The sequence below is a fragment of the Xanthomonas sp. NCPPB 4467 genome (assembly GCF_041475665.2).
Classification (GTDB): Bacteria; Pseudomonadota; Gammaproteobacteria; order Xanthomonadales; family Xanthomonadaceae; genus Xanthomonas; species Xanthomonas dyei.
Genome location: NZ_CM191260.1, coordinates 2,083,160 through 2,109,271, shown reverse-complemented (window position 1 = coordinate 2,109,271; position 26,112 = coordinate 2,083,160). Strand labels below are relative to the sequence as shown.

The window sequence follows — 26,112 nt, the reverse complement described above, 5'->3', positions numbered from 1 at the left end:
ATCGCCATCAGCAGCCAACCCAACGTAGGAGCGCATCCGGACGCGACAAGCTTTACCGATAAAGCCCCATCGCGCCCGGGTGCGCTCCTACAGCATGGCGCGGCCGCACAGACGGCCGCGCCCGGTCACACCCGCATCAAACTGCTGGACGCAACACGTTCAACACTTCGTAGCACGCGCCCATGGTGTGGTAATCGGTCTTGCCGGCCGGGCTCTTCTCGTCGCTGTACTTGCGGTTATCCGCATCCAGAATGCGATACCACGCGCCGTAGCGGTGGTCGACCATGTGGGTCCAGGAGTAGTCCCACAGCTTGTCGTACCACTGCCAGTAGCGCGCATCGCCACTGCGCTGCACCAACAAGGCCGCTGCAGCCAACGACTCGGCCTGCACCCAGAAATACTTGTCGTCATCGCACACCTGCCCGTCAGGTGCGAAGCCGTAATACAGCCCGCCGCGCTGCGCATCCCAGGAGCGATCCACCGCAACATCGAACAGATGCTGCGCAGTCGGCAACAACCAGTCTGTCGGCGCGTAGCGATCCAGCAGCATCAGCAGCTTGGCCCACTCGGTCTGGTGACCCGGCTGGAAGCCCCAGGGACGGAACAGATGCTTGGGGTTATCGCGGTTGTAGTCCCAGTCGATGTTCCATTGCGGGTCGTAGTGCTCCCACACCAACCCATCGGCCTTGGCCGCCTGGCGTCGGGTCATGGTGTCGGCCAGCTGCAGCGCACGATCGAGATAGCGCTGCTCGCCGCTGGCCTCGTAGGCGGCGATCATCGCCTCGCACATGTGCATGTTGGCGTTCTGGCCGCGATAGCGGGTGAAGTTGAACTGCGCATCGGCCTCATCGCGATACAGGCCGAAGTCCGCTTCCCAGAAGTACTTTTCCAGCAGCTGCCAGGTTTCGTCCATCCATTCGCGCGCTTCGGCAATACCGGCTTTCAGGCCGCACGAATACGCCAGCAGCACGAACGCCACGCCGTAGCAGTGGTTCATGTCGTCTTCGACCACGCCATCGCGCAGCGTCCACGCATACCCGCCAGTGGCCGCATTGCGGTGCACGTTGCGCAGATACTCCAGGCCGTGACGCACCGCTTGCAGGTACTCGGCGTTGCCGAATTCGCGATAGGCCATCGCGTAGTTGAAGACGAAGCGCGTGCTGCTCACCAGATGCCGGTGGCCGGCATCGTAGATGCTGCCGTCATCCTTGAAATACTGGAAGAAGCCACCGGCCGGGTCGATCGCGCGCGGGTGATAGAACGCCATGGTGTCGGCAATATGCTGGCGCAACACATCGGCCGAGCGGAAATCGGGGGCGGGAGATGCGGGCAACGGGCTCATGCTTGTTCCTGGATCAGAGAATGGACTTCATCGATGCTGGGCATCGCGGCGAACGCGCCCTTGCGCGTCACTGCCAATGCACCGACAGCGGCGGCGAAACTAATCACCTGCGTCATCGCCGCAGCATCGCCGCACAGGTGTTCAAGCGTGCTCGCACGTGCGGCCAGCTGATACAGCAAGCCACCGACGAACGCATCGCCAGCCGCGGTGCTGTCGCGCACCTGCACAGTGAACGCCGGCACCTGGCCGGAATCCCCCCGTGTCTGCCAATGCACCGGGCCACCGCCGTCGGTGACCAGCAGCCAGCGCGCGTGGCCCTGCCACAGCTTCTGCGTCACCGCGCTGGCGTCGCTATGCAAGGTGCCGGCCAGATACTCCAGTTCTTCGCGCGAGAGCTTGACCACGTCGGCCAGCGCCAGCGCTTCCCACAGCAACGCAGCCGGGTCCACATCCTGCGGCCACAGCATCGGGCGCAGATTGAGGTCCAGGCTGACGATGGCGCCGTCGGCACGCGCGCGGCGCATGCCGTCCAGCGTGCATTGCGCGATCGCATCCTCGGTCATGCTGTTGGAGCACACGTGCAGCACCGCGGCCTGTGCAAACCCATCTGCGGCAAAGTGCTCCGGACGGAACAGCAGGTCCGCCGCCGGTGGCCGGTAAAAGCTGAAACTACGCTCGCCGGCGTCGTCCAGCGCTACAAACGCCAGCGCGGTCTTGGCTTCATCGGTGCGCACGATGCCATCGGTGACAACGCCGGCCTGCTGCAGACTCTGCAACAGGAAATCGCCAAACATGTCGCGCCCGAGCATGCCCACAAAATGCGCAGCGCCGCCGAGCTTTGCCACCGCAACCGCCACGTTGGCCGGCGCACCGCCGGCATATTGTGCGAAGGTGCGCGCGTCATCGGTGCTGGCCTGCGGCAAGGCCAGCATGTCGATCAAGGCTTCGCCGAAGCAAACCACCTGGTTCTTGGCAGCACTCATGCGCGCGCCTCCGCCAGAGCGCCGCGCAAGCGCGAACCCCAGATGCCGTAAAACACGATGTACAGGTAGCACACCAGCGGCAGCACGAACGACTCATGCAGGCCGATGCGATCCGCCAGCAAGCCCTGCAGATACGGCACGATCGCGCCACCCACGATGGCCATGATCAACAGGCTGGATGCGCGCCCGGTCAGCGGACCGAGCCGCTCGATGCCCAGGGTAAAGATGGTCGGGAACATGATCGAGTTGAACAGCCCGATCGCCACCAGCGCATACACCGCCAGCATGCCGCCACTGGCCATGGTCAGGCCCAGCAGCAGGGCGTTGATGCCCGCAAATACCGACAGCAGCACGCGTGGCGACAGCTTGGCCAACAACGCCGAACCGATGAAGCGGCCGATCATCGCCAAGGTCCAGTACGCCGAGACGTACTTGGTCGCCTCGCGTTCGGTGAACCCGCCGATCTCAGGCAACGAGAAGTAATTGACCATCAGGCTGCCGATCGCCACTTCTGCGCCGACATAGAAGAAGATCGCCAGCACACCGAAGCGCACATGCGGGTGGCGCAGCGCATCCAGCAGCGAATGCTTGCTCTCTTCCTTCTGCGCGCCGGCATCGGTCAACGCGGGCAGACGGAACAGAAACACGAAGATCGCCAGCAGAAACAGCACCACGCCCAGCCCGATGTAGGGGCCTTGCACGGCTTGCGCTTCCTGCACGCGATAGGCCAGCTGCTCGGCGTCCGGCAACGCCTTGAGCTGGTCGCCACTCATCACCGTGTTGGAGAGGATCAACCAGCCGCCCAGCAGCGGCGCAATCGCGGTCCCCAGCGAATTGAGCGCCTGTGCCAGGGTCAGCCGGCTGGAGGCACTGCGCTCCGGACCCAGCAACGCGACATACGGATTTGCCGCCACCTGCAGGATGGTGATGCCGGTCGCCAGCACGAACAACGCCCCCAGGAATGCGCCGTAGACACGCAGTTCCGCCGCCGGCCAGAAACCCAGCGCACCGACCGCCGCCACCGCCAGCCCGGCCACGATGCCCTGCTTGTAGCCCAGGCGATTGACCAGCCAACCGGCCGGCAACGACATCAGGAAGTACGCACCGAAGAAGGTGAACTGCACCAGCATCGCCTGCGCAAAGTTCAGCTCGAACACCGCCTTCAGATGCGGAATCAGGATGTCGTTGAGACAGGTGAGAAAGCCCCACATGAAAAAGATCGTGGTGACCACCGACAACGCGACGCCGTTGTTGACGGGCGCCTTGTTGCCGCTTGGCACAGTGGATTGCGTGGAAAGGGAAACCATAGGAGTTGCCTGGTCAGCGGCCTGAGGCCTTGGTGGGGGAATGGACGGGGGAATCGCTTGCGGGATGTTGCGAAGACACAGAGAGGAGTAAGGGCGCGCAGGCGCTACTCGCGCGGACCTTCAGCGCCACTGCAGCTGTCAGCCGTTGCGACGCCAGGTCCGGGCTGCCGATGCGCTGCAGCACCAGCTGCGCCGCTTGCTGGCCGCGCGCACGCGGATCGGCCGCCAGCGTGGTCAACGCCGGGGTAAACAACGCGGCTTCGGCGATGTCGTCGAAGCCGGTCACCGCGAAATCGCGACCCGGCACACTGCCGTGCATCGCCAGCGCAGCCATCAGCCCAAGCGCAACGCTGTCGTTGTAGCAAACCGCCGCGGTCGCAGTATGGTCGGCGTTGTCGAGCATGCGCGTGCCACACAGTGCAGCGTCCTGACGATTGGGCGCCGACTCGACGTACTGCACCGCCAGACCCGCACCGGACATCGCGCGCGTATAGCCGGCACGACGCTGCCGGCACGAGCTGGATTCGGCATGACCGCCGAAGAACACGATGTGCCGATGCCCTTGTGCAATCAGATGCGTGCAGGCCAGAAACGCACCCTGCTCGTTGTCCAGCTCCAACAGGTCCCAACCGGCCCCGTCCACCTCGCGATTGAACAGCACCACGTTGCGCTGGCGGCCGAGCACCTGCGCCAGCGCCTGCGCCTGGCTGCCCTCGGCGGGCGACAGGATGATCCCCGCCGGCGTGTGCTCCATCAACGAGGTCAGTACCGCCTGTTGACGTTGCGTGGACTCGCCGGTACTGCCCAGCAGCGTCACATAGCCGGCCGCGCCCAACGCTTCGTCAACGCCAGCTGCAAACTCTGCGAAAAACGGGTTGGACAGATCGTTGATGACCAGCGCGATGCTGGACGAGGTACGCTGGCGCAGATTGGCTGCGGCCCGGTTGTAGACATAATGTTGCCGGTCCAGCTCGGCTTCCACCCGCGCGCGCGTGCTGGCATGCACCAGCGGGCTGCCCCGTAGCACCAGCGACACAGTCGCGCGCGACACGCCGATTGCGCCTGCGATATCGCGCAGCGTCACCGCGCCACGCCGTGCCTGGCGCGCGTCGCCTGCCTCCGGTGCGACGGAGGTCTGCTTGGGACGCGTCAAGCGCCGGACCCCGCTGGGTGAAAAACGCGCATGTAATGGACTTGAATTGGATCGATCCAATTAAGCCTTTTCCCGCCCTTCAATGCATGCGGCAGTGCAGCATGAGCAAGCTCACAGACACCGTGCGCAAGTGCCGCCACCGACCTCATCGGCGATGGTGGACTGCGACTTCCGATTACTGAAAGGCGATCGACACCCCGATCCCGCCCTGCCAATCCGGGCTTTCCGAGGTCAACCCGCGCAGCACCGAGACATCCAGCTGCATCGCATGCGGTAGCTGCCAGGCGCCGCCGGCGCCGGCCACACGCGAATGCTCGCTACCGGTATCCAGGCCCGCTTCCACATAACTGCTGAAATGCTCGCCCGAGAAGAACGTGTAGTTGGGCGAAAACGTCCAGGTGTGCCCGTCGTTGTCGCGTGCATAGTTGACGTACAACGCCAACGCGCGCTGCTGCGCCAGATCCCAAGATGCAGTCACCCCGAGCTCGCGGGAATAGCCATCGCTGAAAGCGGGGCTGCCGGTCGGCACGTGATAGGTGCCCAGTGCCGCCCAATGGAAACTCTCCGATCGCGACGGCAAGACAACCTTCAACCCGACATGGCTATCGCCGCCGCCGCGCACACGCGCACCACCGCCGTGCTGCCAGTTGTAGCTGTCGCTGCCCAGCTGCAGCTCCACATGCTCGGATACTCCAAAACGCAGCACCGTGTCGGCGGTATACAGCGTTGTGCGCTGACCATCCGCACGGTCGGTACTGGCATCCGGCAAGCCCTGCTCCCACGCGAATGCGCCGGGCTGCAGCACCTCGGCAGCGAACGGGATACCGGGACGGTCGAACGCCGGAGCGTCTTGCGACTGCGCAGATGCCTGCGGACTCACACCACAGCAGAGCGCAAACACGACGCCGGCCGACGCAACCAGGCGACCGGCATGCAAACGCAGCGCATCAGGTGCGGCCGATGAAACCGATTCGCTAGCGCAGGACTTCACACATTTTGAGGGCATGGACATAGGCGGCACCATCGGGAAGTGAGCAACAACGCACCAGACACAAAGCCTGCGTGCGCCAATCTGTCATGGCGCGCATAGTGCGGCCCCAGCCGTGACCAGCTTGTATAGCGAACGTACTCCCGACGCTGGTCCACAACAGGCCGCTGAAACGGCAATCCAAGCAAATCCACAGCAATGCTCGGCCTCGGTAAGTGATTGCGACTATTCGTGTTACTTGTCGCCCTACAAGAGTGCGTCGATGGCAGGCTCGGGCGGCGATCGATTTTTCGGCCGACCCTAGATGCAGCGTGCAGCGATCAATCGCGGTACACGAGACGCTATGAAACGGGCTGCGCCAGAATGACGTAAGCGCACCCAAAACGTTGCATGGCCCGCGAAAGCACCGCAAACACAAAGGCACCCGACAGGTGCCCACGTGTCACATTATCGCTGGATTACGCCATCACCAGACCAGATCGTCGGGCACCTGATACTTCGGATCGGCGTACGGGTCGTCGCCTGCCGGTGCATTCGGGTCCACCTTCAGGGCCACCGACGGTGCGAATACGGATTCGGCTTCGGCGAGCACCTGCGCGGTCACCAGCAGATAGCGCCCGTTGAGTTGCAGCACGCCCAGCTCGCCGGCATTGAGCGCCTTGAGCTGATCGGCGGTGACATAGATGCGCTTGATCTTGCCGCCATAGGGGAAATGCCGAGCGATGTCGGCATCGGCCTGGTTCAGGCCTTTGTCCTTGAGCAGCTCTTCGAGCTTGGCCTTGGCTTCGCGACGCAGGCGTGCTTCTTCCTGCTTCACGCGCTCGGCTTCGATGCGCTCGTCCTTTTCGCGTTGCGCACGAATCGCATAGGCCTTGGCCAGGTCGATGTCCTCGCGCGTGCGCGCCGGCCTGGGGCCGCGTCGGTCGGCATTGGGATGTTGCGGACGTGGCGACGCTGCCGGCTTGCCATCATGCCGCCGGTCGGGCCTGCCATCGTTTTTACGTTCGCTGGTTGCATCGGTCGCCGCAGCGGCGTGTGGCCGCTGCGGTCCCCTGCCCTGGCCACCCGGCCGGTTGCCGCCGGGTGCGGGCTTGACACCGTTGCCATGGTGACGCGCGGCAGGCCGTGCGTCGGGTTTGCGTTCGGGCTTGGGCGCGGACTTGAAGCCCAGGCCAAGCAACTGGTCACGTAAGGTATCGCTCATGGCGGTGGCAATCTGCAATCAATAGTGCGGAGGCGGCGGTTCGTCCGCTGCATCGGCAAACAACGTGGAGCGCACCTTGCCCAGATCCTCGAGCAGGTGGCGGATCAGTTCGGCGTTGCGGGCGCCCGTCAAACGGGCGTCCGCAAGCGCTTCACTCAGTTCGTTGAGCGCCTGCTCCTGGAAGGAGAGGCGCGTTTCCAGTTCCACCAACCGCGCGTCCAGTTCCTGGTCGCGCGGCGAGAGTTGCTCATGCATGCAACGAACGGCCTCGTCCGATGGCGTAGTAAGCCAGACCGGCGGCTTCGATTTCCTGCGGGTCATACAGGTTGCGGCCGTCGAACACGACGTCGTCCTTCAATGCCTGCTTGATCTTGCCGAAATCCGGGCTGCGGAATTGCTTCCACTCGGTGACCACAACCAGTGCGTCGGCGCCTTCCAGTGCAGCAAAGGCGTCGTCGCAGAAGGTCAGGTCGTCGCGCTCGCCGAAGATGCGCTTGGCCTCGTGCGTGGCTTCCGGGTCGTAGGCACGCACGGTGGCACCGGCTTCCCACAACTGCGCCATCAGACGACGGCTGGAAGCCGCACGCATGTCGTCGGTATTGGGCTTGAACGCCAGGCCCCACACCGCGAAGGTCTTGCCGGCGATGCTGCCGCCTTCGCCACCGTAATGACGCTGCACCAGTTCGAACAGGTGCCCCTTCTGCGCGTTGTTGACGCTTTCCACCGCGTTGAGCAGGGTCGGCTGCATGCCGTACTGCTCTGCCGTCTTGGCAAGCGCCTGCACGTCCTTGGGGAAGCACGAGCCGCCGTAACCAGCACCGGGATAGATGAAGTGCCAGCCAATGCGCGGATCAGAGCCGATACCGTTACGCACGTGCTCGACGTCCGCACCGACACGCTCGGCGATATTGGCGATCTCGTTCATGAAACTGATCTTGGTCGCCAGCATCGCGTTGGCCGCGTACTTGGTGAGCTCGGCCGAGCGCACGTCCATTTCCACGATGCGATCGCGGTTGCGATTGAACGGGGCATACAGACGACGCATGCGTGCGATCGCAGCCGGCTTCTTGGCGCCGATCACGATCCGGTCCGGACGCATGCAGTCGGCCACCGCATCGCCTTCTTTCAGGAACTCGGGGTTGGAAACCACATCGAACTCATGGTCCACGCCACGTGCGTCCAGCTCTTCCTGGATCGCCGCGCGCACCTTGTCGGCGGTCCCGACCGGCACCGTTGACTTGTTGACCACGACCGACGGGCCGTCGATATGGCGACCGACAGTGCGTGCAACCGCCAGCACGTACTGCAGGTCGGCACTGCCATCTTCGTCCGGCGGCGTGCCTACGGCGATAAAGGTGATTTCGCCGTGCGCAATCGCCTCGGCGGCGTCGCTGGTGAAGCGCAACCGGCCAGAGGCGTGGTTGGCTTTCACCATCGGCTCCAAGCCGGGTTCATAGATGGGAATCACCCCACGATTGAGACCATCAACTTTCGCCTGGTCGATATCCACGCAGATAACGTGATGACCTACTTCCGCCAGACAGGTACCGGTGACAAGACCAACATAGCCGGTACCAAAGATCGCAACTCGCATGGGTGGGGGTACTCCTGTGGGGGGTCAGGGAAGGATACCCATCAGTTCGACATCGAACGTCAACGTTGCGTCCGGTCCGATCGGCCCCCCTTGCGTGCCGTTCGGGCCATAGGCCAAGTTGGATGGAATCCAGAAACGATATTTCGAACCGACCGGCATCAAGGCGACGCCCTCGGTCCAACCGGGAATGACTTGATCCAGACCGAACTCGGCCGGCTGGCCGCGCTGATACGAACTGTCGAAGACCTGCCCATTGAGCAGCTTGCCTTCGTAGTTCACGCGCACTTTGCTGGTCCGCATCGGGCGTTCGCCGCTGCCCTGGCGCAGCACCATGTACTGCAGGCCGGACGCGGTGGTGATCACGCCTTTTTCGGTTTTGTTCTTGGCAAGGAAGGCGTTGCCTTCTTCGCGATTCTTCGCGCCGGCAGCGCCCTGCTTGGCAGAAGCGAAGGCCTGCATGGTGGCGGCCGCTTCCTGCTGGGTCAGACGCGTGGTGCCCTTGGCGAACACGGTACGCACCGCTTCCATCAGGGTCGACAGATCGATCTCGTCCTTGATGCCTGCCAGCGACGGGCCGACAGCGCGGTCGCCGAGCATCAGGCCGACATTTTCCTTGGACGGGGTGGCCGGCGTGGAACCCGGCGCCATGCCCGGCACCTGCTGGCCGTTACGGGCAGCGAGTGCGGTGCGCAATGCGGTATCGGTGGCCTGAGTCTGCTCGTCGGACAACAGCGGCTTGCCACCCTTGAATGCATTTTCGATGGCGCGTTGCATGGCGCTCAGATCGATGTCCTGGGCAATCGGCTCGAACGAGCGCGCCACGTCCATACCGATGGCGTAGCTGACGTTGTCGCGCGTGCTCTTCTCAGACGATGCATTCAAAACTGGCTTCTCCTTGGTGGCCGCTGCGGCCGGTTGCTGCGACATCGCCGGCATCGAAGCCGTCATTGCCACCATCAGTAGCGACGCCGCCGCGCCGCGCTTTCCCATCTTCATTCGATGCACTTCCCGAAAGTGAAAAGACACGCCACCGACGGCGCTGAACACGCATTGTCGCATGCGCACGCGGCGTTGCGAGAGCCGCGCTCAGCGCGACGGCGCATTGAGCTCGCGTTCGATCGCAGCCAGCACGCTCGGATCGTCCGGTTTGATCTTGCTGGGGAACTGCGCCACCACCCGCCCATCGCGACTAATCAAATACTTGTGGAAGTTCCAACCCGGCGCCACGCCCGTTGCCTGCGTCAACCGCTGATACAGCGGCGTCGCATCCTTGCCCAGCACGTGCACCTTCTCAAACATCGGGAACTTGACGCCATAGGTCAGCGTGCAGAATTCCTGGATCTGCTTCTCAGATCCGGGTTCCTGTCCCTGGAAATCGTTGGATGGAAAGCCCAACACCGCAAACCCGCGGCTGGCGAAGCGTTGGTTGAGCGCTTCCAGACCTTCGTACTGCGGCGTGTATCCGCATTTGCTGGCGGTATTGACCACCATCACCACCTTGCCGCCGTAACCCCGGTTCAGGTTGATTGGCGCCTTGCCGGCCAGCGGGCGGTAGTCCAGATCCAGCAACGGCGCCGTGGCGGCCAGCGCGGAGCTGGCAAAAAAACCAGCAAATACAACGACCAATAGACGTTTGAGCAGCATTGGCAGGCCCTCGAAGATGATGCGGCACCGGGTTTTGCGCAGGGTGCCATCAGTTGGGTGTGACAGACAGTTGACTGCCTGCGTGTCGGTGTTATAGTTTAATACAACACCAGTCATCCAACGCAGGGGGAAAGCATGAACAGCACACGTGTCACGCGACCAGTTCCGCTGTTGCTGTTCGGCAGCACCCTGTTTGCCATTGGTTGGCTGGGAGCCGCTTCCAGTCAGGTCACGGAGTCCGGCGCCGATTATGGCGTGTCGGAGGCGGTTACGGAAAACGCGACAACTCCCCCCGAGGAGCGCACCCGGCCTGGCCGGCACCTGCGCGCTTCGCTGTCGATGCCCTATTTCTCCTTCGCGCAGGTTCTGCGTCCACGGAGCTGATCATGAACGACATCCAATGGAGCGACGGCGCTCCCATCTACCGCCAACTCAAGGAACGGGTTATTGCCATGATGCTCGATGGAATCCTCAAACCCGGCGACGCCCTGCCTTCGGTGCGCCAGGTGGCGGCGGACTACCAACTCAATCCCATCACCGTCTCGCGCGCCTACCAGGAGTTGGCCGACGAGAACCTGGTGGAAAAACGCCGCGGTCTGGGCATGTTCATGACCCCGGAAGCCGCACAGAAGCTGCGCGGAAGCGAACGCGACCGCTTCTTGAACGAAGAATGGCCGGCGGTACTGGAACGCATCCAGCGCCTGGGCCTGTCCATCGACGATCTGTTGCCACAGGGGAAAACACCATGACCGCCGTCTCCACCGACCATGTCGTCGACGCACGTGGCCTGCGCAAGGCCTACAAACATCGGCTGGCGCTGGACAACACCAGCTTCACCATCGCCCCCGGCCGCATCGTCGGATTGATCGGCCCCAACGGTGCCGGCAAGACCACCGCGCTCAAGGCCGTGCTGGGCCTGACCGACTTCGACGGCGACTTGAAGGTGCTTGGCATGGACCCGCGCACCGAGCGCAACGCGCTGATGAACGAGGTCTGCTTCATCGCCGACGTGGCGGTGTTGCCGCGCTGGTTGCGGGTGGGCGAAGCGATCGACTTCGTGGCGGGCGTGCATCCGCGTTTCGATCGCGCCAAGTGCGAGCGCTTTTTGGCCAACACCCAGCTCAATCGCAAATCGCGGGTCCGCGAGTTGTCCAAGGGCATGATCGTGCAGCTGCATCTGGCGCTGGTGATGGCCATCGATGCGCGCATCCTGGTGCTGGACGAGCCCACGCTGGGCCTGGACATCCTGTATCGCAAGCAGTTCTACCAGCGCTTGCTGGAGGATTACTTCGACGAGCAGAAGACCATCATCGTCACCACCCACCAGGTCGAAGAGATCGAACACATCCTCACTGATGTGATGTTCATCCGCGACGGCCGCATCGTACTCACCGCCGACATGGAAGACGTGGCGCAGCGCTACACCGAAGTGCTGGTCGGTGCCGAACACCTGGAGACTGCGCGCGCCCTGACCCCGATCGACGAACGCGCCCTGCCCTTCGGCAAGACCGTGATGCTGTTCGATGGCGTACCCAAGGATCAGCTCGCCCGCTTCGGCGAAACCCGCAATCCCGGCCTGGCCGACCTGTTTGTTGCCGTCATGAAGGGGACCTACGCATGAATGCCATGACCAACCACGCATCGCCCGCCCGCACCTTCGGCTGGCTGCTCAAACGCGAATACTGGGAACACCGCGGCGGCTTCGTCTGGGCGCAGGTGATCACCGGCGGCATCGCGGTGTTCTTTGCGCTGCTGGGCGCGGTGATCGGCGCGATCAGCGCACGTCGCAACATGACCGGCGACAGCATCCGGATGGACGATCTGGCCGAATACACGCGCACCCTGGGCCAGGTCGGCGATGGACTGCTGCTCGGCGGCATCGGCATCGCCTCGGTGGTCCTGGCGTTCGTGGTGTTCTTCTACGCGCTTGGCAGCCTTTACGACGATCGACGCGACCGCAGCGTGCTGTTCTGGAAATCGTTGCCGGTGTCCGACGTACAGACCGTATTGTCCAAGGCCGCCTGGGCCTTGCTGCTGGCGCCGCTGATTTCCATCGTGATCGGGACGGCGGTCGGCCTGGCGTTATGGTTGATCGCCATCGTTGGCGCATCGATCGCAGGCGTGCCCAGCCCCTGGGCGATGGCCACCCACTCGCATCCGTTCGCGTTGCTGTGGCTGCTGTTGAAGACCGTGCCGATGAGCCTGTTGTGGTCGTTGCCGACCATCGGCTGGCTGATGTTCTGCTCGGCCTGGGCCGGCAGCAAGCCGTTCCTGTGGGCAGTGCTGTTTCCGCTGCTGGCCTGCGTGATGTTGAGCATTCTGGCAGCGATGCCTGGCGTGTCGCTGCCGATTGGCGACATCTGGTACATCGTTGGCTATCGCGGCCTGCTCAGCGCCCTGCCAGGCACGTGGTCGCCGCTTGCCGTCAGCGGCAACCTGGATAGCAGCGCGATGAAGAACCCCAGCGACCTGGTGCAATGGGCGTTGCAGCACACCGACAGTTCGCGGGTCTATGGCGACCCCGACATCTGGATCGGTGCCGCCATCGGCATCGCGCTGATCGCCGCTTCCATCTATCTGCGCCGTCGGCGCTCCGAAGCCTGAGGACACTCCATGCGCCTGCCTTTGACCCTGGCCATCCTGTTCGCATTGCCCGGCACCGCGGTGGCCGAGGAGCAGTGCAAATTCTCCGAGCCACGCAGCCTGGAGCTGCAGCTTGCGGGAGTGAAATCGGTGTTGTTCGACGTCGGTTCCAACGACCTGCACCTGGACGCGGCGCCCGGCAGTGGCAGCCGTCTGCACGGCCGCGCCTGTGCGGCCAAGGCCGATGGGCTCAAGAGCCTGACCGTCACCCAGAAGCGGGTTGGCGACCGGCTGGTGGTGACGCTGGCGGACGACCGCCTGCTGCGTATGTCCGTCGGCGAAAACTATTCGTATCTGGACCTGCGCGGCAGCGTGCCCAATCACCTGCTGGTGCAGTTGGATGTGGGCTCCGGCGATGCCGACATCACCGGCGCCGCTGCAGTGAGTGCGGATGTCGGCTCCGGCGATGTGTCCATTCGCCATAGCAAAGGGCGAGTCACCGCCAAGGTGGGCTCGGGCGACATCGAAATGGAAGACATCGGCGCGCTCCTTGTCCTGGCCGTGGGCTCGGGCGATCTGAAGGCCAAGCAGATCCACGGGGCGGCGGAGATCGGCAAGGTGGGCTCGGGCGACGTCACGCTGCGCGATGTGGCCGGCAGCATCAAGGTCGGCACGATCGGGTCCGGCGATATGGAGCTCAACGACGTGCGGGGAAACATCACCGTCGAGGCGATCAATTCCGGCGCGCTCAACGTGCGCAAAGTGAGCGGCGATGTGAGCGTTGCACGCAATGGCAGCGGCGATATCAATATCAAGGACGTCGCCGGCACCACGCGCGTGCCGGGCGAGCGCTGATCACTTCATCCACGATTCGAAGGGGACTGCTGATGAAATCATTTCTCTCTGCGGTGTTGGTCGGTGCACTGCTGGTTGGCTGCGGCAGGCCAGAGGTCGCCGTCGACGGCTCGGCGCACATCCAGGGCAGCGGCGTGACGTTCGATGGCAAGCGCCTGACGCTCAAGCGCGACACCTTGCCTGCTGCCACCATCGGCATGGATGGCACGCTCAGCATCGGGGGCAAGCCGGTGGCCCTGAACGATGCACAGCGCCAGGCAATGCGCGGCTATTACGCGCAGGTGCACGCGGTGGCCAACAAGGGCATCGACATCGGCACGCAGGGCGCCGCGTTCGGTGCGCATGCCGCGGGCGAAGCGCTCAAGGGCGTGCTCAGCGGCAACGTGGAGAAGATGGGCGACAAGATCCAGGCCGACGGCGAAGCCTTCAAGCAAAACGCCCTGCGCATCTGCGACCAGCTGGGCAAGCTACGCACCGCCCAGGACGCCGCCGTGCAGCTGGTGCCGGCGTTTGCGCCTTACTCCACCCTCACCCAGCACGACGTCGACGATTGCCGTAAGGAATGACGGGGGCCACAGCAGCTGCGTCGTCGCCGACAAGTGCAGCGGCTGTCAGCAACCCAAAGACGCGCGGGATCATGCGGTTTTTGGGCGCACGCCATGGCGCAGAGGCGGGACCTGCGACATTTTGTCAGCCGGTCCGGCTGGCCGCCGCGCTGATCGATAGCGCGGGGGCGGATTACACTAGACGCTTCCCACGACCGATCGACCCCATGAACAAGTTCGTGATGCTCTGCATGGCGCTGCTGCTGTGCACCCTTGCCGCCTGTGGCGACCAGTCGTCCCGTCGCGCCGAACGCGGCAAGCCGCGCGTTGCCATCACCACCCAGTCGGTGATGATCCGCCGCCCGCCGGCTGCCAATGCGGAAATCACGCCCGACGGCACGCTCAAGATCGACGATATCGCGCTGCCGCAGAAGGAACCGACCCGCGCCAAGCTGCAGTTGCTGTTCGGGCATTTGCAGATGCTGCGCCAGCAGGCCGTCAATGCCGCTGGCGCGGACCCCGAGTACAAGTCGATCAAGCTGACCGCCACGCCGGAGATCCAAACGCTCAGCAACGAATTGCTGGATGAAATCCCGTCGCTGCAGCCGTACCGCGAAAGTTTCGGCAACGTGCAGGCCGAGCGGCACTGAGTATTAGCGAAGCACGCGAAAACTCTGATTCGCAAGAACGGAAGGCTAGAACCCAGCATAGGAGCGCGCCCGAGCGCGACGGGGCTTTATCGATAACGCCCCCATCGCGCCAGGTGCGCTCCTACGCACACACGCGCATTGCGGTGATCAGCCACCGCCGCCACTGCTGCCGGCCTGGATGCCACCACGCGTCAGTGCAGCAGGATCCAGCAAACGGCGCAGGTCCGCTTCGCTGAGCCCGCTGTCTTCCAGGGCCACCTCCAGCACCGGCCGCTGTTCCTTGTAGGCGCGCTTGGCGATGGCTGCGGCTTTTTCGTACCCGATGATCGGGTTGAGTGCGGTGACCAGGATCGGATTGCGGTCCAATGCCTCGCGGACGCGGTCCTGACGCACCTTCAATCCAGCGATGGCGGTATCGGCCAACAGGCGCGACACGTTGCCCAGCAGGGTGATCGAATCCAGCAGGTTGTAGGCGATCAACGGCAGCGTCACGTTCAACTGGAAGTTGCCGGTCTGCCCCGCCACGGTGATCGCGGTGTGGTGGCCGATGACCTGCGCGCAGGCCATCACGGTCGCCTCGGGAATCACCGGGTTGACCTTGCCCGGCATGATCGAGCTGCCCGGCTGCAGCGCCGGCAATTCGATCTCGCCCAGGCCCGCCAACGGGCCGGCGTTCATCCAGCGCAGATCGTTGGCGATCTTGATCAGCGCCACCGCCAGCGCGTTGAGCTGGCCGGACAATTCCACCGCATCGTCCTGCGCGGCCAGGCCTTCGAACTTGTTTTCCGCGCTCTCGAACTTGGCGCCGCTCAGGCTCGACAGAGCCTTGGCCACCTTGCCGCCGAAGCGCGGGTCGGCGTTGATGCCGGTCCCGATCGCGGTGCCGCCCAGCGGCAGACGGCGCAGCCGCTTGAGCGCATCGTCGAGCCGGTCCTGCGCCGAACGCAATTGCGCAGACCAAGCCCCGAATTCCTGCCCGAACGTCAGCGGCATCGCATCCATCAAATGCGTCCGGCCGGTCTTGACGATCTTGTCCAGCGACCTGGCGCGCTTGTCGATGGTCTTGCGCAGATGCTTGAGCGCCGGCTGCAGGTGTTCCTGCACCGCAAGCAACGCCGACACACGGATCGCGGTGGGCACCACATCGTTGGAACTCTGGCCGAGATTGACGTGATCGTTGGGATGCACCGCGTCCTTGCCGGCGCGCGTGGCCAGTGTGGCAATCACCTCGTTGGCATTCATGTTGGACGAGGTACCCGAGCCGGTCTGATACACATCGATCGGAAACTGCGCGTCATGCGTGCCGTCGGCGACCTGCAATGCCGCGGCCTGCACGGTCTTGCTGATCGACTTCGGCAACAGCCCGAGCTCGGCATTGACACCGGCGGCGGCGGCCTTGATCAAGCCCAGCGCGCGAATGAAGCCGCGCGGCATCGGCTGACCAGACACCGGAAAATTCTGCACGGCGCGCTGGGTCTGCGCGCCCCATAACGCATCGGCGGGCACCTGCAATTCGCCCATGCTGTCGTGTTCGGTCCTGAAACGTTCGCTCATCTGCCTTCTCCGCACAGTGTTGGATTGTGGTGACGCAATGGCTGGCAGCGGGCGCACCCACGCTTGCGAGGGTCACTACGATACTCGCTGTCAGCGTTGCAACGATGTCATCGCGGCGCGTGGACTAGACTCACTGCTGATCCATACGAGGTACCACGCCGCCATGGGCGACGACCCTGACTGTAGAAACGCACTGCGCGCGCGCTGCTTCGCTGCACCCCGCACCACCACGCAAATGCCTGCATTGATGCATTCACCCGCCGCACCTGCAACGCGCGGAGGCGACCATGCTCGGTAATGTGCTGCTGTTGATCGTCGCGCTGTTGCTGGTGCTGTTGAACGGATTCTTCGTTGCCGCCGAATTCGCCCTGGTCAAACTGCGGCACACCCAGGCGGTGGGGCTGGCACAGACCCATGGCTGGCGTGGGCGTCTGTTGCTGGGCGTGCACGCGCATCTGGATGCGTATCTGTCGGCATGCCAGCTCGGCATCACCCTGGCGTCGCTGGGATTGGGCTGGGTCGGCGAACCTGCATTCGCGCATCTGCTGCAGCCGTTGTTCGATGTGCTGGGCATGTCCGAGGACGCTGCGCAGTTCACCGCCCTGGCAATCGCCTTCAGCCTGATTTCGTTCCTGCACATCGTGCTGGGCGAACTGGCGCCCAAGACCATGGCGATCCGGCGCCCGGAGCGCATGTCGTTGTGGACGGCCGCGCCGTTGTACGTTTTTTACTGGGCGATGTACCCGGCAATCTGGGTACTCAACACCAGCGCCAACCGGCTGCTGCGCCTGCTGGGCTGGGGCGATGTGGAGCACCAGTCGCACCGCTATTCGCGCGAAGAACTCAAGCTGATCGTCGGGCGCCAGGACCCCAACGCGCCCACCGCCGATCATGGGCTGGCGCTGATGAGCCATGCGCTGGAACTGCCAGATCTGGTGGCCGGCGACCTGATGCGCCCCCGCGAGCATATGCGCAGCCTGCGCGAGGACATGAACCTGGACGCGGTGCTGGCCGAGTTCAGCGAGTCGCGCTACAGCCGCTACCCCTGGTTCGACACCGATGGCGAACAGGTGCTGGGCATCCTGCATACCAAGGATCTGCTGGTGGCGATGGCGCGCGGCCAAGACCTGGACGACCTGCGTCCGTTGCTGCGACCACCCACCTTGCTGTCTCTGGAAACCCCCATTCCCAGCGCGCTGGAGCAGTTCCGCAGCGGCACCACCCATCTGGCGCTGTGCGTGGAGGACGAAGGCCGCATCCTGGGCTTCTTCACCCTGGAAGACCTGCTGGAAGTGGTGGTCGGCGAGATCGAGGACGAGCACCGCCATGTGGTGCGCGACGCTCCGGTGCGCAGCCAGGACGGCTCGCTGCTGGTCGCCGGCAGCACCTCGATCTTCCGCCTGGAACGCTTGCTGGGCCAGGACCTGAGCGCCCCGGACCATATCAATTCGGTCGGCGGGCTGATCGTGCATCAGCTGCAGCGGCTGCCAGAAGAAGGCGAAACCCTGGAACTGGACGGCCACGCGCTGATCGTACGGCGCATGGCCGGCCACCGCATCCAGGCGGTGACGGTGCGGCCGGTGGGCGAAGCGGGCGTCGGGGCGGCGTAGAATATCGGCCCCGCCAGCTTCCCAGTGCCCTCCCCATGTCGGATTCCGCCCTGCTCGCCCTGTCCCCGCTCGACGGCCGCTACGCCTCCAAGGTGGACGCGCTGCGCCCGATCTTTTCCGAATACGGCCTGATCAGGGCGCGGGTCAAGGTCGAGATCGAATGGTTGCTGGCCCTGGCCGCCGAACCGGGCATCGCCGAGCTGGCGCCGTTCTCGGCCGCCGCCAGTCAGCGCCTGCGCGCGCTGGCCGACGACTTCAGCGTGACCCACGCCGCACGGGTCAAGGAGATCGAGCGCACCACCAACCATGACGTCAAGGCGGTGGAGTACTTCATCAAGGAACAACTCAAGGACGATGCCGAGCTGGGCCCGGCACTGGAGTTCGTGCACTTCGCGTGCACCAGCGAAGACATCAACAACCTCAGCTACGGCTTGATGCTGGAGCAGGCGCGCCGCGACGTGCTGCTGCCCACGCTGGACGGCCTGGCCGCAACATTGCGCAGCCTGGCGCACGCGCAGGCCGCGCAACCGATGCTGTCGCGCACGCACGGCCAGACTGCCTCGCCCACCACGCTGGGCAAGGAAATCGCCAACGTGGTCGCGCGCCTGGAGCGCCAGCGCAAGCAGATCGCGGCGGTGGAACTCACCGGCAAGATCAACGGCGCGGTGGGCAACTACAACGCGCACCTGGTCTCGTACCCACAGCTGGATTGGGCCGCATTTGCGCAGCGTTTCGTGGAGAGCCTGGGTTTGGTGTTCAACCCCTACACCACCCAGATCGAGCCGCACGACAACGTGGCCGAAATCGGCGACGCCACACGCCGCGCCAACACCATCCTGATCGACCTGTCGCGCGATATCTGGGGCTACATCTCGCTGGGATATTTCAAGCAGAAGCTGAAAGAAGGCGAAGTCGGCTCGTCCACGATGCCGCACAAGGTCAACCCGATCGACTTTGAAAATGCCGAAGGCAATTTCGGCGTTGCCAATGCATTGTTCGAGCACTTCTCGGCCAAGCTGCCGATCAGCCGCTGGCAGCGCGATCTCACCGATTCCACCGTGCTGCGCGCATTGGGCACCGCGTTCGGCCACACTCAGGTGGCACTGGATTCGCTGGCCAAGGGCCTGGGCAAGCTGACCGTCAACCCGCAGCGCCTGGATGCCGATCTGGACGCGGCCTGGGAAGTGCTGGCCGAAGCCGTGCAGACGGTGATGCGCCGCCACGGCCTGCCCAACCCATACGAACAATTGAAAGCGTTGACGCGCGGCCACGGCATCACCGCCGCCTCGATGCAGGCCTTCGTGGAAAGCCTGCAGCTGCCCGACGAGGACAAGCAGCGTCTGCGTGCGCTCACTCCGGGCGGCTACACCGGCCTGGCCGAGCAGCTGGCGCGCGCGATCTAAGAACGCTCTCAACAACGTCAGGCGTGCCGAGTGGGCCCGGCATTTCGCTCACATGCGGCGACCTCCCACGCTGAAGATCAAGCACGTGCGCGTAGTGAAGAGTGCTTCGGTTGTTGATCGACAGCACGTGGAAAAGGCGTTCAACGCTTGCCTAAGCGGGAACACCATCGGCCGCACCACGCCAAGCGGGCGCGGCCATTGTCGGGGTGCGGTAGGTCCTGGAGGGTGCGGTAGGTGCTGGCATTTCTAGCGACGTGACGGAACGGCTGCTTCGCCGGGTATGCCGGCAACGCCCAAGCATCGAGCCGGCGTCAACGGCGCTCCCCGATGCGGCTGCTATGGTGCCGGCCTCATCCAAGCGAGGGATCACCCATGCGTGCAGTGCGTAGTATCGCGTCGCTGTTTGCCCTGTACAGCATCGCCGCATTGAGCGGCTGCGGCGCCGACGGCCCTGCGGCCCAGGCGCTATCGGCCGTCTCGTCCACAGTGACCGACCCGGCCAGCGGCGCCGATTGCGACGGCAAGGATGTGCGCCTGACCCGCGACGACAGCGAGTGGATCCTGCATGGCAACTGCGGCACGGTGACCATCACCGCCTCACGCGGCGCGATGAATCTGGACAACGCACGCAGCATCCGCATGGAAGGCAGCAACTTCACCGTGCTCAACAAACAGCTCGGCCAGCTCAGCGTCACCGGCCACGACAACACGCTCAATCTGAGCACTGTCGACAGCGTGGACATCCAGGGCAACAAGAATCTGGTACTGGCCCGCGCCGTCAAGCAGGTGCGTTTTTCCGGCAACGACAACACGGTCAACCCCTCCAGCAAGCCCACACTGGACGACCGCGGGAGCGGTAACAAGGTGATGTAACTCGGTGGCCGCGACGGCGCGGTGGCGCCGCCTTCGCCCAGCACGGCAATAAGGAAATTAAATGGTGAATGACGCGCCCTTGGTGCGCCACGCGTGCAGAGCGCGCATCTTTTTCGCAAGCCAACGCAGGCCGCGAAGCCGTCCACGCACCGCATCAGTCTTCACGGCAAGTACGCTGTTGCCGCCCGCACAGCGTTGCAGCACCTACCGACGTGACCGCCTGCCAAGCGCAGTCGCCGGAACCGCGCAGGCCCGAACCACCACGTCCCTGAAGCATTGCCTGTTGCCGGCCCCGCGCGCAGGTGCAGATCCGGCGCAGGCATCGGACAATGAGGTATCTGCGCCGGCCCTGCCCGCGCACCACTATTCCATCGACACCTGCAAGGACTCCCCATGGCTGCACGCAAGGCAAACCCTCCCGTCATCGAAGTCCAGGCCCGCCCCGGCCAGCCGCTAGGCATGCCGGTGGAGCGCTTTCTGCGCACCTACTGGCACAAGCACCCGCTGCTGATCCGCAATGCCTTCGCAGACTTCGCCTCGCCACTGCAGCCGGAAGATCTGGCCGGCCTGGCCTGCGAAGACGGCGTGCTGGCACGCCTGATCAGCCACGACCGCGCCACCGACGGCTGGAGCGTGCGTACCGGCCCGTTCCAGGAAACCGACTTCCCCGGCCTGCCCGATCACGATTGGACGCTGCTGGTGCAGGACGTGGACAAGTGGGACGCCGACGTGCGCGCACTGCTGGAGCAGTTCCGCTTCCTGCCGCGCTGGCGCATCGACGACATCATGATCAGCTTCGCCGCCACCGGCGGCTCGGTCGGCGCGCATGTCGACCATTACGACGTGTTCCTGCTGCAGGGCCAGGGCCACCGCCGCTGGCAGATCGACGCACGCACCTCGCAAGGCCGCAAGCCCACGCCGCTGGCGTTCCGCGACGACGTGGACATCAAGCTGCTGCGCGAGTTCAAGCCGACCCACGACTGGGTGCTGGGTCCGGGCGACATGCTGTATCTGCCGCCGCTGGTGCCGCATCACGGCGTGGCCGAAGACGCCTGCCTGACCTTCTCGATCGGCACCCGCGCACCGTCCTCGGCCGAGCTGATCGGCGATTACCTGGACACCCTGATCGCCGATGCCGACGAGTCGGTGCGCTATCACGACGAAGACCTCAAGGTGCCGGCCGACCCGTACGAGATCGACGTCACCGCGATGAACCGCGTGGTCGAAGCGCTCAACGCGCTGCGCATGAACGACCCGGATCGCCTGGGCGACTGGTTCGGCCGTTTCATGACCACCTATCGCGCCTCCGGCGACGTGGTGCCGGCGCCCGAGCCGATCCCGCGCGAAGCGGTCGAACAGGCGCTGGAAGAAGGCGTGGTGCTGTATCGCCACCCCTGGTCGCGGCTGGCCTGGCGGCGTGCCAAGCGCGGCGCCACGCTGTTTTGCAGCGGCCTGGAATTTGCGCTGTCGGCCAAGGATGCGGCGCGTCTGGCGGCGGCCGAAGAAATCGATGGCGGGCTTTACGCGCAGCTGAGCGCACGCGGCCGCGAGGTGGTGTTGGAGCTGTTGGCGCAGGGCCATTACCAGCGCGCCCATGACGACGCGCACGAAGACATCGACGACGACCAAGCGCATGTGCTCACCGTGTCGGCCGACCAACAAGACGATCAGGACGACGCCGACAGCGCGGACGCAAACGACGCCATCGATCCCGACGCCGATGTCGAAGCGGTGGCGGACGACGCAGATAGCCCGGCTGACATCGCAGACACCGCGCAGGACGAGGATGGCGACAGAGAGGCTTCGGATATCGCCGATGATGGCAACCACGACGAGACCCCGGAGCGCGCATGAGTCCGCACGGCAGGCCGCAAATCGTCGCGCTGGACCCGGCAGCCGATGCCGCGGCCCTGCGCGCGTTGCGGCAGGCCTGCACAACCGCCATCGCGGGCATTGCCCACGATGCCGAGTGGGATGCGTTGGACCCGCTCAGCCTGCACTTGGCCGCGCGCACCGACGACGGCCAGCTGGTCGCCTCGGTGCGCGTGACGCCGGATCGCCGCATCGACCGGCTCGGCCTGGTGCCGGACTGGCGGCGGCGCGGCCTGTCCGACCAGCTGCTCGCCGCAGCGGTGGATGCCGCAGCCGAGCGTGGCTGGCCCAGCCTGCACGCCCGCGTCACCGCAAACGCCGAGGCCGTGTTCGCACGCCTCGGTTTTTTACCCGAACTCCCCCCGCATTCTTCGCACGCGCGTACTGCCGATAGTGGCGCTGCGCCCGCCAAGCCCGTGCATCGCCGGCTCGACGGCCCGATGGCGGTGGACGATCTCGCCGCGGCCCTGGCCACCACCACCGGCCTGCTCAGCAGCGCGCGCCGGCAGGTGCTGATCTACACCCGCGCACTGGACCCGCCGTTGTTCGACAATCCCGCGGTGCTCGATGCGTTGCGCCGCTTCGCCACCGCCCGCCACGACAAGCGCGTGCAGGTGCTGGTGCAGGACACCGCCAGCGCCGCCGCCAGCAGCAGCGCGATGTTGCGCCTGGCCCAGCGGTTGCCGAGTGTGTTCCGGTTCCGCGCGGTCAGCGATCCGGTCGATACCAGCTATGCGGCGGCTTACGTCGTCGGCGACGACGCCTACTACTTTCGTCCAACAGGTCATCGCTACGACGATGGCGAAACCTGGTTGTCCGGTGCGGCCCGCAGCCGCCAGCTGGAGCGCGAATTCGCGCAGATATGGGAGCGCAGCACGCTCTGGAACGAACCGCGCGCGCTCGGCATCTGACGCCGCAGCGCCTCTTGCGCGTAGGCGCCCGACCAATTGGTCTACCCGGCCGGTCAGCTCGCAGACGCCCCCTCACAAGCGCAAGGGGGTATAATTTTTCGAGATTTGAGACCGACCGATAGGGCAACTCGCCCTGCCGCTTCCGCACAATCATCCCCACAGCAGACCCGACTTACCATCGTGGATAATCTCCTAAAGCAGTTCGCGCAGTCATCGCAGCTCGCCGGCGGCAACGCCGCCTATATCGAGGATCTGTACGAGCAGTACCTCGTCGCCCCGGACAGTGTCGATCCGAAGTGGAAGACGTATTTCGACGGCTTCCAAGGTCGCGATGCCGGTGATGTGCCGCACTCGGCAGCCATTGCCCACATTCTCAGCGCGTCCAAACAGGCCGCCAATGCCAGTACCGGCGCGGGCGCCAGCGACGAGCGCGAGCGCAATGTCGGCCGTCTGATCACCGCCTACCGTGCACGCGGCCACCTTGGCGCGCAGCTCGACCCGCTGGGGCTCACTCCGCCGGTCAACCCACCCGATCTGGACCTGCCGTTCCACAGCCTGTCGCAGGCTGACATGGACAGCGAGTTCAGCACCGGCGGTGTCGGTGGCCAGCCGCGGATGAAGCTGAAAGATCTGCTGGCCCGCCTGAAGGCGACCTACGCCAGCAGCATCGGCGCAGAATTCATGCACATCCAGGAATTCGACCAGCGCCAGTGGATCTACAAGCGCCTGGAAGATGCCGGCGGCAAGATCGCAGGCGATGCGGCAAGCCGCAAGCGCACGCTGGAACGGCTCACCGCCGCCGAAGGCCTGGAGCGCTACCTGCACACCAAGTACGTCGGCCAGAAGCGCTTCTCGCTGGAAGGCGGCGATGCGCTGATTCCGATGATGGACGCGATCATCCACCAGTCCGGCAAGGACCAGGTCAAGGACATCGTGATCGGCATGGCCCACCGCGGCCGCCTCAACGTGTTGGTCAACACGCTGGGCAAGAACCCGCGCAAGCTGTTCGACGAATTCGAAGGCAAGTTCGAGCACGCCCACGACGACCGCGCGCACACCGGCGACGTCAAGTACCACATGGGCTTCTCGGCCGATATCGCGGTGGGCGACAGCAACCAGGTGCATCTGGCGCTGGCGTTCAACCCCTCGCACCTGGAAATCGTCGACCCGGTCGTGGTCGGCAGCGTGCGCTCGCGCCAGGAACGCTTCGGCGATGCCGAACGCAAGACCGTGTTGCCGATCCTGATCCACGGCGATGCCGCATTCGCCGGACAGGGCGTGGTGATGGAGCTGTTCCAGATGTCGCAGGCGCGCGGTTTCGCGGTCGGCGGCACGGTGCACATCGTCATCAACAACCAGATCGGCTTCACTACCAGTACCCGCGACGACGCCCGCTCCACGCTGTACTGCACCGACGTGGCCAAGATGATCGGCGCGCCGGTCTTCCACGTGAATGGCGACGACCCGGATGCGGTGATCTTCGTGTCCAAGCTGGCTTACGAATTTCGCCAGCAGTTCAAGAAGGACGTGGTCATCGACCTGGTCTGCTACCGACGTTGGGGCCATAACGAAGCCGACGAACCGGCAGCGACCCAGCCGGTGATGTACCAGACCATCCGCAAGCACAAGACCACCCGCGAGCTCTACGCCGCCAAGCTGGAAAGCGACGGCGTGCTGAGCGCCGACGAAGCCAAGGCTCTGGTGGACGGCTATCGCAACAAGCTGGATTCGGGCGAATACACCACCGAACTGGCCACGCGCAAGCCGGACGAATTCGCCATCGATTGGTCCAAGTATCTGGTCGGCACCGCCGCCGATCCGGTGGACACGCGCGTCAAGCGCGACCAGCTGGACCGTCTGGCCAAGCTGATCACCACCATTCCAGAGGGCGTAGAGCTGCATGCCCGCGTCGCCAAGATCTACGACGACCGCGTCAAGATGGCCGCTGGCGATCAGCTGGCCGACTGGGGCTTTGCCGAAAACCTGGCGTACGCCACGCTGCTGGCCGAAGGCCACAAGCTGCGTCTGGTCGGTCAGGACGCCGGTCGCGGCACGTTCTTTCACCGTCACGCGATCCTGCATGACCAGAAGAACGACAACTACTACCTGCCGCTGCGTCAGCTGGTCGAGAACCCGGAAGACGCCACCATCATCGATTCGCTGCTCAGCGAAGAAGCGGTGATGGGCTTCGAATACGGCTACTCCACCACCGACCCGAACGCGCTGTGCGTGTGGGAAGCGCAGTTCGGCGACTTCGCCAATGGCGCGCAGGTGGTGATCGACCAGTTCATCGCCGCCGGTGAAGCCAAGTGGGGCCGTATCGCCGGCCTGTCGCTGTTCCTGCCGCATGGTTATGAAGGGCAGGGCCCGGAGCACAGCTCCGCGCGTCTGGAGCGCTTCCTGCAACTGTGCGCGCTGGAGAACATGCTGGTGTGCGTGCCGACCACGCCGGCGCAATGCTTCCACATGATCCGTCGCCAGATGCGCATGACCACCCGCAAGCCGCTGGTGGTGATGACGCCCAAGTCGCTGCTGCGTCACAAGCTGGCGGTGTCGAGCCTGGAAGAACTGGCCGATGGGCAGTTCCAGCACCTGATTTCCGATGCCAAGGCCGATGCCGCCAAGGTCAAGCGCGTAGTCCTGTGTTCGGGCAAGGTCTATTACGACCTGCTCGAAGACCAGACCAAGCGCGGTCAGGACGATGTGGCCATCCTGCGCGTGGAGCAGCTGTATCCGTTCCCGCGTGCGCAGCTGGCCACCGAGCTCAAGGCCTATGCCAACGCCACCGACGTGGTGTGGTGCCAGGAAGAGCCGCAGAACCAGGGTGCGTGGTACCAGATCCGCCATCACCTCAACTTCTGCCTGGCCGGCGGTCAGAGCCTGCATTACGCCGGCCGCGCCCGTTCGCCCTCGCCTGCCGCCGGCCACATGGCCGACCACATCGTCGAACAGCAGAAGCTGGTTGCCGATGCGCTACTCAATCCGTTCAACGACCAAGTCGCTGAATAACTCCTCTTCCCCAAAGAACGAAAACCCTAGGA

The 26,112-nt window shown here is 64.6% G+C and carries 24 protein-coding genes; 13 read left to right on the top strand and 11 right to left on the bottom strand.

Features of this window, described 5'->3' with window-relative positions; translation table 11 throughout:
* Positions 1-136 precede the first annotated feature (136 nt).
* From ACCQ06_RS09275 to ACCQ06_RS09230, 10 genes are all read right to left on the bottom strand, one after another.
* Positions 137-1,342, bottom strand: coding sequence for an AGE family epimerase/isomerase (locus tag ACCQ06_RS09275; RefSeq protein ID WP_228323471.1), 1,206 nt, complete (start codon positions 1,340-1,342; stop codon positions 137-139).
* The gene (locus tag ACCQ06_RS09270; protein ID WP_316691875.1) at positions 1,339-2,325 is read right to left on the bottom strand and encodes a carbohydrate kinase family protein; all 987 of its coding nucleotides are present in this window, start codon (positions 2,323-2,325) and stop codon (positions 1,339-1,341) included. Before ACCQ06_RS09270 ends, ACCQ06_RS09275 begins: the two co-directional genes overlap by 4 nt.
* On the bottom strand, positions 2,322-3,632 hold the full coding sequence (fucP, locus tag ACCQ06_RS09265) for an L-fucose:H+ symporter permease (protein ID WP_316691873.1): 1,311 nt from the start codon (positions 3,630-3,632) through the stop codon (positions 2,322-2,324). Before fucP ends, ACCQ06_RS09270 begins: the two co-directional genes overlap by 4 nt.
* A gap of 13 nt (positions 3,633-3,645) precedes the next feature.
* Positions 3,646-4,785, bottom strand: coding sequence for a LacI family DNA-binding transcriptional regulator (locus ACCQ06_RS09260; protein WP_104613873.1), 1,140 nt, complete (start codon positions 4,783-4,785; stop codon positions 3,646-3,648).
* 175 nt (positions 4,786-4,960) lie between these two features.
* A complete protein-coding gene (locus ACCQ06_RS09255) occupies positions 4,961-5,809 on the bottom strand; it encodes a transporter (RefSeq protein ID WP_316691871.1) in 849 nt (282 codons plus the stop codon).
* A gap of 430 nt (positions 5,810-6,239) precedes the next feature.
* A complete protein-coding gene (locus ACCQ06_RS09250; RefSeq protein WP_323707078.1) occupies positions 6,240-6,977 on the bottom strand; it encodes a DUF2058 domain-containing protein in 738 nt (245 codons plus the stop codon).
* An 18-nt stretch (positions 6,978-6,995) separates the two neighbouring features.
* Entirely contained in the window at positions 6,996-7,232 is a 237-nt protein-coding gene (locus ACCQ06_RS09245) for a SlyX family protein (protein ID WP_024939344.1), read from the bottom strand.
* The gene (locus tag ACCQ06_RS09240) at positions 7,225-8,571 is read right to left on the bottom strand and encodes a UDP-glucose dehydrogenase family protein (protein WP_228323476.1); all 1,347 of its coding nucleotides are present in this window, start codon (positions 8,569-8,571) and stop codon (positions 7,225-7,227) included. The genes ACCQ06_RS09245 and ACCQ06_RS09240 overlap by 8 nt, the downstream gene beginning before the upstream one ends.
* A 24-nt stretch (positions 8,572-8,595) precedes the next feature.
* Positions 8,596-9,567 (bottom strand): FKBP-type peptidyl-prolyl cis-trans isomerase, encoded by a 972-nt coding sequence (locus ACCQ06_RS09235; RefSeq protein WP_104613877.1) that lies wholly within the window; start codon positions 9,565-9,567, stop codon positions 8,596-8,598.
* A gap of 90 nt (positions 9,568-9,657) precedes the next feature.
* The gene (locus ACCQ06_RS09230; protein ID WP_228323477.1) at positions 9,658-10,215 is read right to left on the bottom strand and encodes a glutathione peroxidase; all 558 of its coding nucleotides are present in this window, start codon (positions 10,213-10,215) and stop codon (positions 9,658-9,660) included.
* 135 nt (positions 10,216-10,350) lie between these two features.
* On the opposite strand from ACCQ06_RS09230, the gene ACCQ06_RS09225 reads away from it, so the two are divergent.
* From ACCQ06_RS09225 to ACCQ06_RS09195, 7 genes are all read left to right on the top strand, one after another.
* Positions 10,351-10,599 carry a hypothetical protein gene (locus ACCQ06_RS09225; protein ID WP_055844822.1) on the top strand — a complete coding sequence of 83 codons (249 nt, stop codon included), beginning with the start codon at positions 10,351-10,353 and terminating at the stop codon, positions 10,597-10,599.
* A 2-nt stretch (positions 10,600-10,601) separates the two neighbouring features.
* Positions 10,602-10,964 (top strand): GntR family transcriptional regulator, encoded by a 363-nt coding sequence (locus tag ACCQ06_RS09220; RefSeq protein ID WP_005988451.1) that lies wholly within the window; start codon positions 10,602-10,604, stop codon positions 10,962-10,964.
* A complete protein-coding gene (locus tag ACCQ06_RS09215; protein ID WP_005988449.1) occupies positions 10,961-11,836 on the top strand; it encodes an ABC transporter ATP-binding protein in 876 nt (291 codons plus the stop codon). Before ACCQ06_RS09220 ends, ACCQ06_RS09215 begins: the two co-directional genes overlap by 4 nt.
* Complete coding sequence (locus ACCQ06_RS09210; protein ID WP_104613880.1) at positions 11,833-12,819, top strand: ABC transporter permease; 987 nt, start codon at positions 11,833-11,835, stop codon at positions 12,817-12,819. Before ACCQ06_RS09215 ends, ACCQ06_RS09210 begins: the two co-directional genes overlap by 4 nt.
* A gap of 9 nt (positions 12,820-12,828) precedes the next feature.
* Complete coding sequence (locus ACCQ06_RS09205; protein WP_316691859.1) at positions 12,829-13,653, top strand: DUF4097 family beta strand repeat-containing protein; 825 nt, start codon at positions 12,829-12,831, stop codon at positions 13,651-13,653.
* A gap of 32 nt (positions 13,654-13,685) precedes the next feature.
* On the top strand, positions 13,686-14,219 hold the full coding sequence (locus ACCQ06_RS09200) for a DUF2884 family protein (protein WP_104613882.1): 534 nt from the start codon (positions 13,686-13,688) through the stop codon (positions 14,217-14,219).
* A 206-nt stretch (positions 14,220-14,425) separates the two neighbouring features.
* Positions 14,426-14,848 (top strand): hypothetical protein, encoded by a 423-nt coding sequence (locus tag ACCQ06_RS09195; protein WP_104613883.1) that lies wholly within the window; start codon positions 14,426-14,428, stop codon positions 14,846-14,848.
* Positions 14,849-14,995: 147 nt separating this feature from the next.
* Here ACCQ06_RS09195 and ACCQ06_RS09190 read toward each other — a convergent pair whose 3' ends face one another.
* The gene (locus ACCQ06_RS09190; protein ID WP_228323480.1) at positions 14,996-16,402 is read right to left on the bottom strand and encodes a class II fumarate hydratase; all 1,407 of its coding nucleotides are present in this window, start codon (positions 16,400-16,402) and stop codon (positions 14,996-14,998) included.
* Positions 16,403-16,689: 287 nt separating this feature from the next.
* Here ACCQ06_RS09190 and ACCQ06_RS09185 point away from each other — a divergent pair, with 287 nt between their 5' ends.
* The 6 genes from ACCQ06_RS09185 (at position 16,690) to ACCQ06_RS09160 (ending at position 26,080) form a co-directional block, all read left to right on the top strand.
* Positions 16,690-18,012, top strand: coding sequence for a hemolysin family protein (locus tag ACCQ06_RS09185; protein WP_316691855.1), 1,323 nt, complete (start codon positions 16,690-16,692; stop codon positions 18,010-18,012).
* Between the two features lie 35 nt (positions 18,013-18,047).
* Positions 18,048-19,415, top strand: a complete 1,368-nt coding sequence (gene purB, locus ACCQ06_RS09180) for an adenylosuccinate lyase (RefSeq protein ID WP_316691854.1) — start codon at positions 18,048-18,050, stop codon at positions 19,413-19,415.
* A 372-nt stretch (positions 19,416-19,787) separates the two neighbouring features.
* On the top strand, positions 19,788-20,288 hold the full coding sequence (locus ACCQ06_RS09175) for a DUF3060 domain-containing protein (protein ID WP_228323483.1): 501 nt from the start codon (positions 19,788-19,790) through the stop codon (positions 20,286-20,288).
* Positions 20,289-20,681: 393 nt separating this feature from the next.
* On the top strand, positions 20,682-22,142 hold the full coding sequence (locus ACCQ06_RS09170; RefSeq protein WP_316691853.1) for a ribosomal protein uL16 3-hydroxylase: 1,461 nt from the start codon (positions 20,682-20,684) through the stop codon (positions 22,140-22,142).
* Positions 22,139-23,071 (top strand): GNAT family N-acetyltransferase, encoded by a 933-nt coding sequence (locus tag ACCQ06_RS09165; RefSeq protein ID WP_316691851.1) that lies wholly within the window; start codon positions 22,139-22,141, stop codon positions 23,069-23,071. The genes ACCQ06_RS09170 and ACCQ06_RS09165 overlap by 4 nt, the downstream gene beginning before the upstream one ends.
* Positions 23,072-23,251: 180 nt before the next feature.
* Positions 23,252-26,080 (top strand): 2-oxoglutarate dehydrogenase E1 component, encoded by a 2,829-nt coding sequence (locus ACCQ06_RS09160; RefSeq protein ID WP_425611864.1) that lies wholly within the window; start codon positions 23,252-23,254, stop codon positions 26,078-26,080.
* The last annotated feature ends 32 nt before the right edge of the window (positions 26,081-26,112 follow it).

Bases quoted from the DNA above. Each gene is read 5' to 3' on its own strand.
- ACCQ06_RS09275 (WP_228323471.1), bottom strand. From the start codon at position 1,342: ATGAGCCCGTTGCCCGCATCTCCCGCCCCCGATTTCCGCTCGGCCGAT.
- ACCQ06_RS09270 (WP_316691875.1), bottom strand. From the start codon at position 2,325: ATGAGTGCTGCCAAGAACCAGGTGGTTTGCTTCGGCGAAGCCTTGATC.
- fucP (WP_316691873.1), bottom strand. From the start codon at position 3,632: ATGGTTTCCCTTTCCACGCAATCCACTGTGCCAAGCGGCAACAAGGCG.
- ACCQ06_RS09255 (WP_316691871.1), bottom strand. From the start codon at position 5,809: ATGGTGCCGCCTATGTCCATGCCCTCAAAATGTGTGAAGTCCTGCGCT.
- ACCQ06_RS09250 (WP_323707078.1), bottom strand. From the start codon at position 6,977: ATGAGCGATACCTTACGTGACCAGTTGCTTGGCCTGGGCTTCAAGTCC.
- ACCQ06_RS09245 (WP_024939344.1), bottom strand. From the start codon at position 7,232: ATGCATGAGCAACTCTCGCCGCGCGACCAGGAACTGGACGCGCGGTTG.
- ACCQ06_RS09240 (WP_228323476.1), bottom strand. From the start codon at position 8,571: ATGCGAGTTGCGATCTTTGGTACCGGCTATGTTGGTCTTGTCACCGGT.
- ACCQ06_RS09235 (WP_104613877.1), bottom strand. From the start codon at position 9,567: ATGAAGATGGGAAAGCGCGGCGCGGCGGCGTCGCTACTGATGGTGGCA.
- ACCQ06_RS09230 (WP_228323477.1), bottom strand. From the start codon at position 10,215: ATGCTGCTCAAACGTCTATTGGTCGTTGTATTTGCTGGTTTTTTTGCC.
- ACCQ06_RS09225 (WP_055844822.1), top strand. From the start codon at position 10,351: ATGAACAGCACACGTGTCACGCGACCAGTTCCGCTGTTGCTGTTCGGC.
- ACCQ06_RS09220 (WP_005988451.1), top strand. From the start codon at position 10,602: ATGAACGACATCCAATGGAGCGACGGCGCTCCCATCTACCGCCAACTC.
- ACCQ06_RS09215 (WP_005988449.1), top strand. From the start codon at position 10,961: ATGACCGCCGTCTCCACCGACCATGTCGTCGACGCACGTGGCCTGCGC.
- ACCQ06_RS09210 (WP_104613880.1), top strand. From the start codon at position 11,833: ATGAATGCCATGACCAACCACGCATCGCCCGCCCGCACCTTCGGCTGG.
- ACCQ06_RS09205 (WP_316691859.1), top strand. From the start codon at position 12,829: ATGCGCCTGCCTTTGACCCTGGCCATCCTGTTCGCATTGCCCGGCACC.
- ACCQ06_RS09200 (WP_104613882.1), top strand. From the start codon at position 13,686: ATGAAATCATTTCTCTCTGCGGTGTTGGTCGGTGCACTGCTGGTTGGC.
- ACCQ06_RS09195 (WP_104613883.1), top strand. From the start codon at position 14,426: ATGAACAAGTTCGTGATGCTCTGCATGGCGCTGCTGCTGTGCACCCTT.
- ACCQ06_RS09190 (WP_228323480.1), bottom strand. From the start codon at position 16,402: ATGAGCGAACGTTTCAGGACCGAACACGACAGCATGGGCGAATTGCAG.
- ACCQ06_RS09185 (WP_316691855.1), top strand. From the start codon at position 16,690: ATGCTCGGTAATGTGCTGCTGTTGATCGTCGCGCTGTTGCTGGTGCTG.
- purB (WP_316691854.1), top strand. From the start codon at position 18,048: ATGTCGGATTCCGCCCTGCTCGCCCTGTCCCCGCTCGACGGCCGCTAC.
- ACCQ06_RS09175 (WP_228323483.1), top strand. From the start codon at position 19,788: ATGCGTGCAGTGCGTAGTATCGCGTCGCTGTTTGCCCTGTACAGCATC.
- ACCQ06_RS09170 (WP_316691853.1), top strand. From the start codon at position 20,682: ATGGCTGCACGCAAGGCAAACCCTCCCGTCATCGAAGTCCAGGCCCGC.
- ACCQ06_RS09165 (WP_316691851.1), top strand. From the start codon at position 22,139: ATGAGTCCGCACGGCAGGCCGCAAATCGTCGCGCTGGACCCGGCAGCC.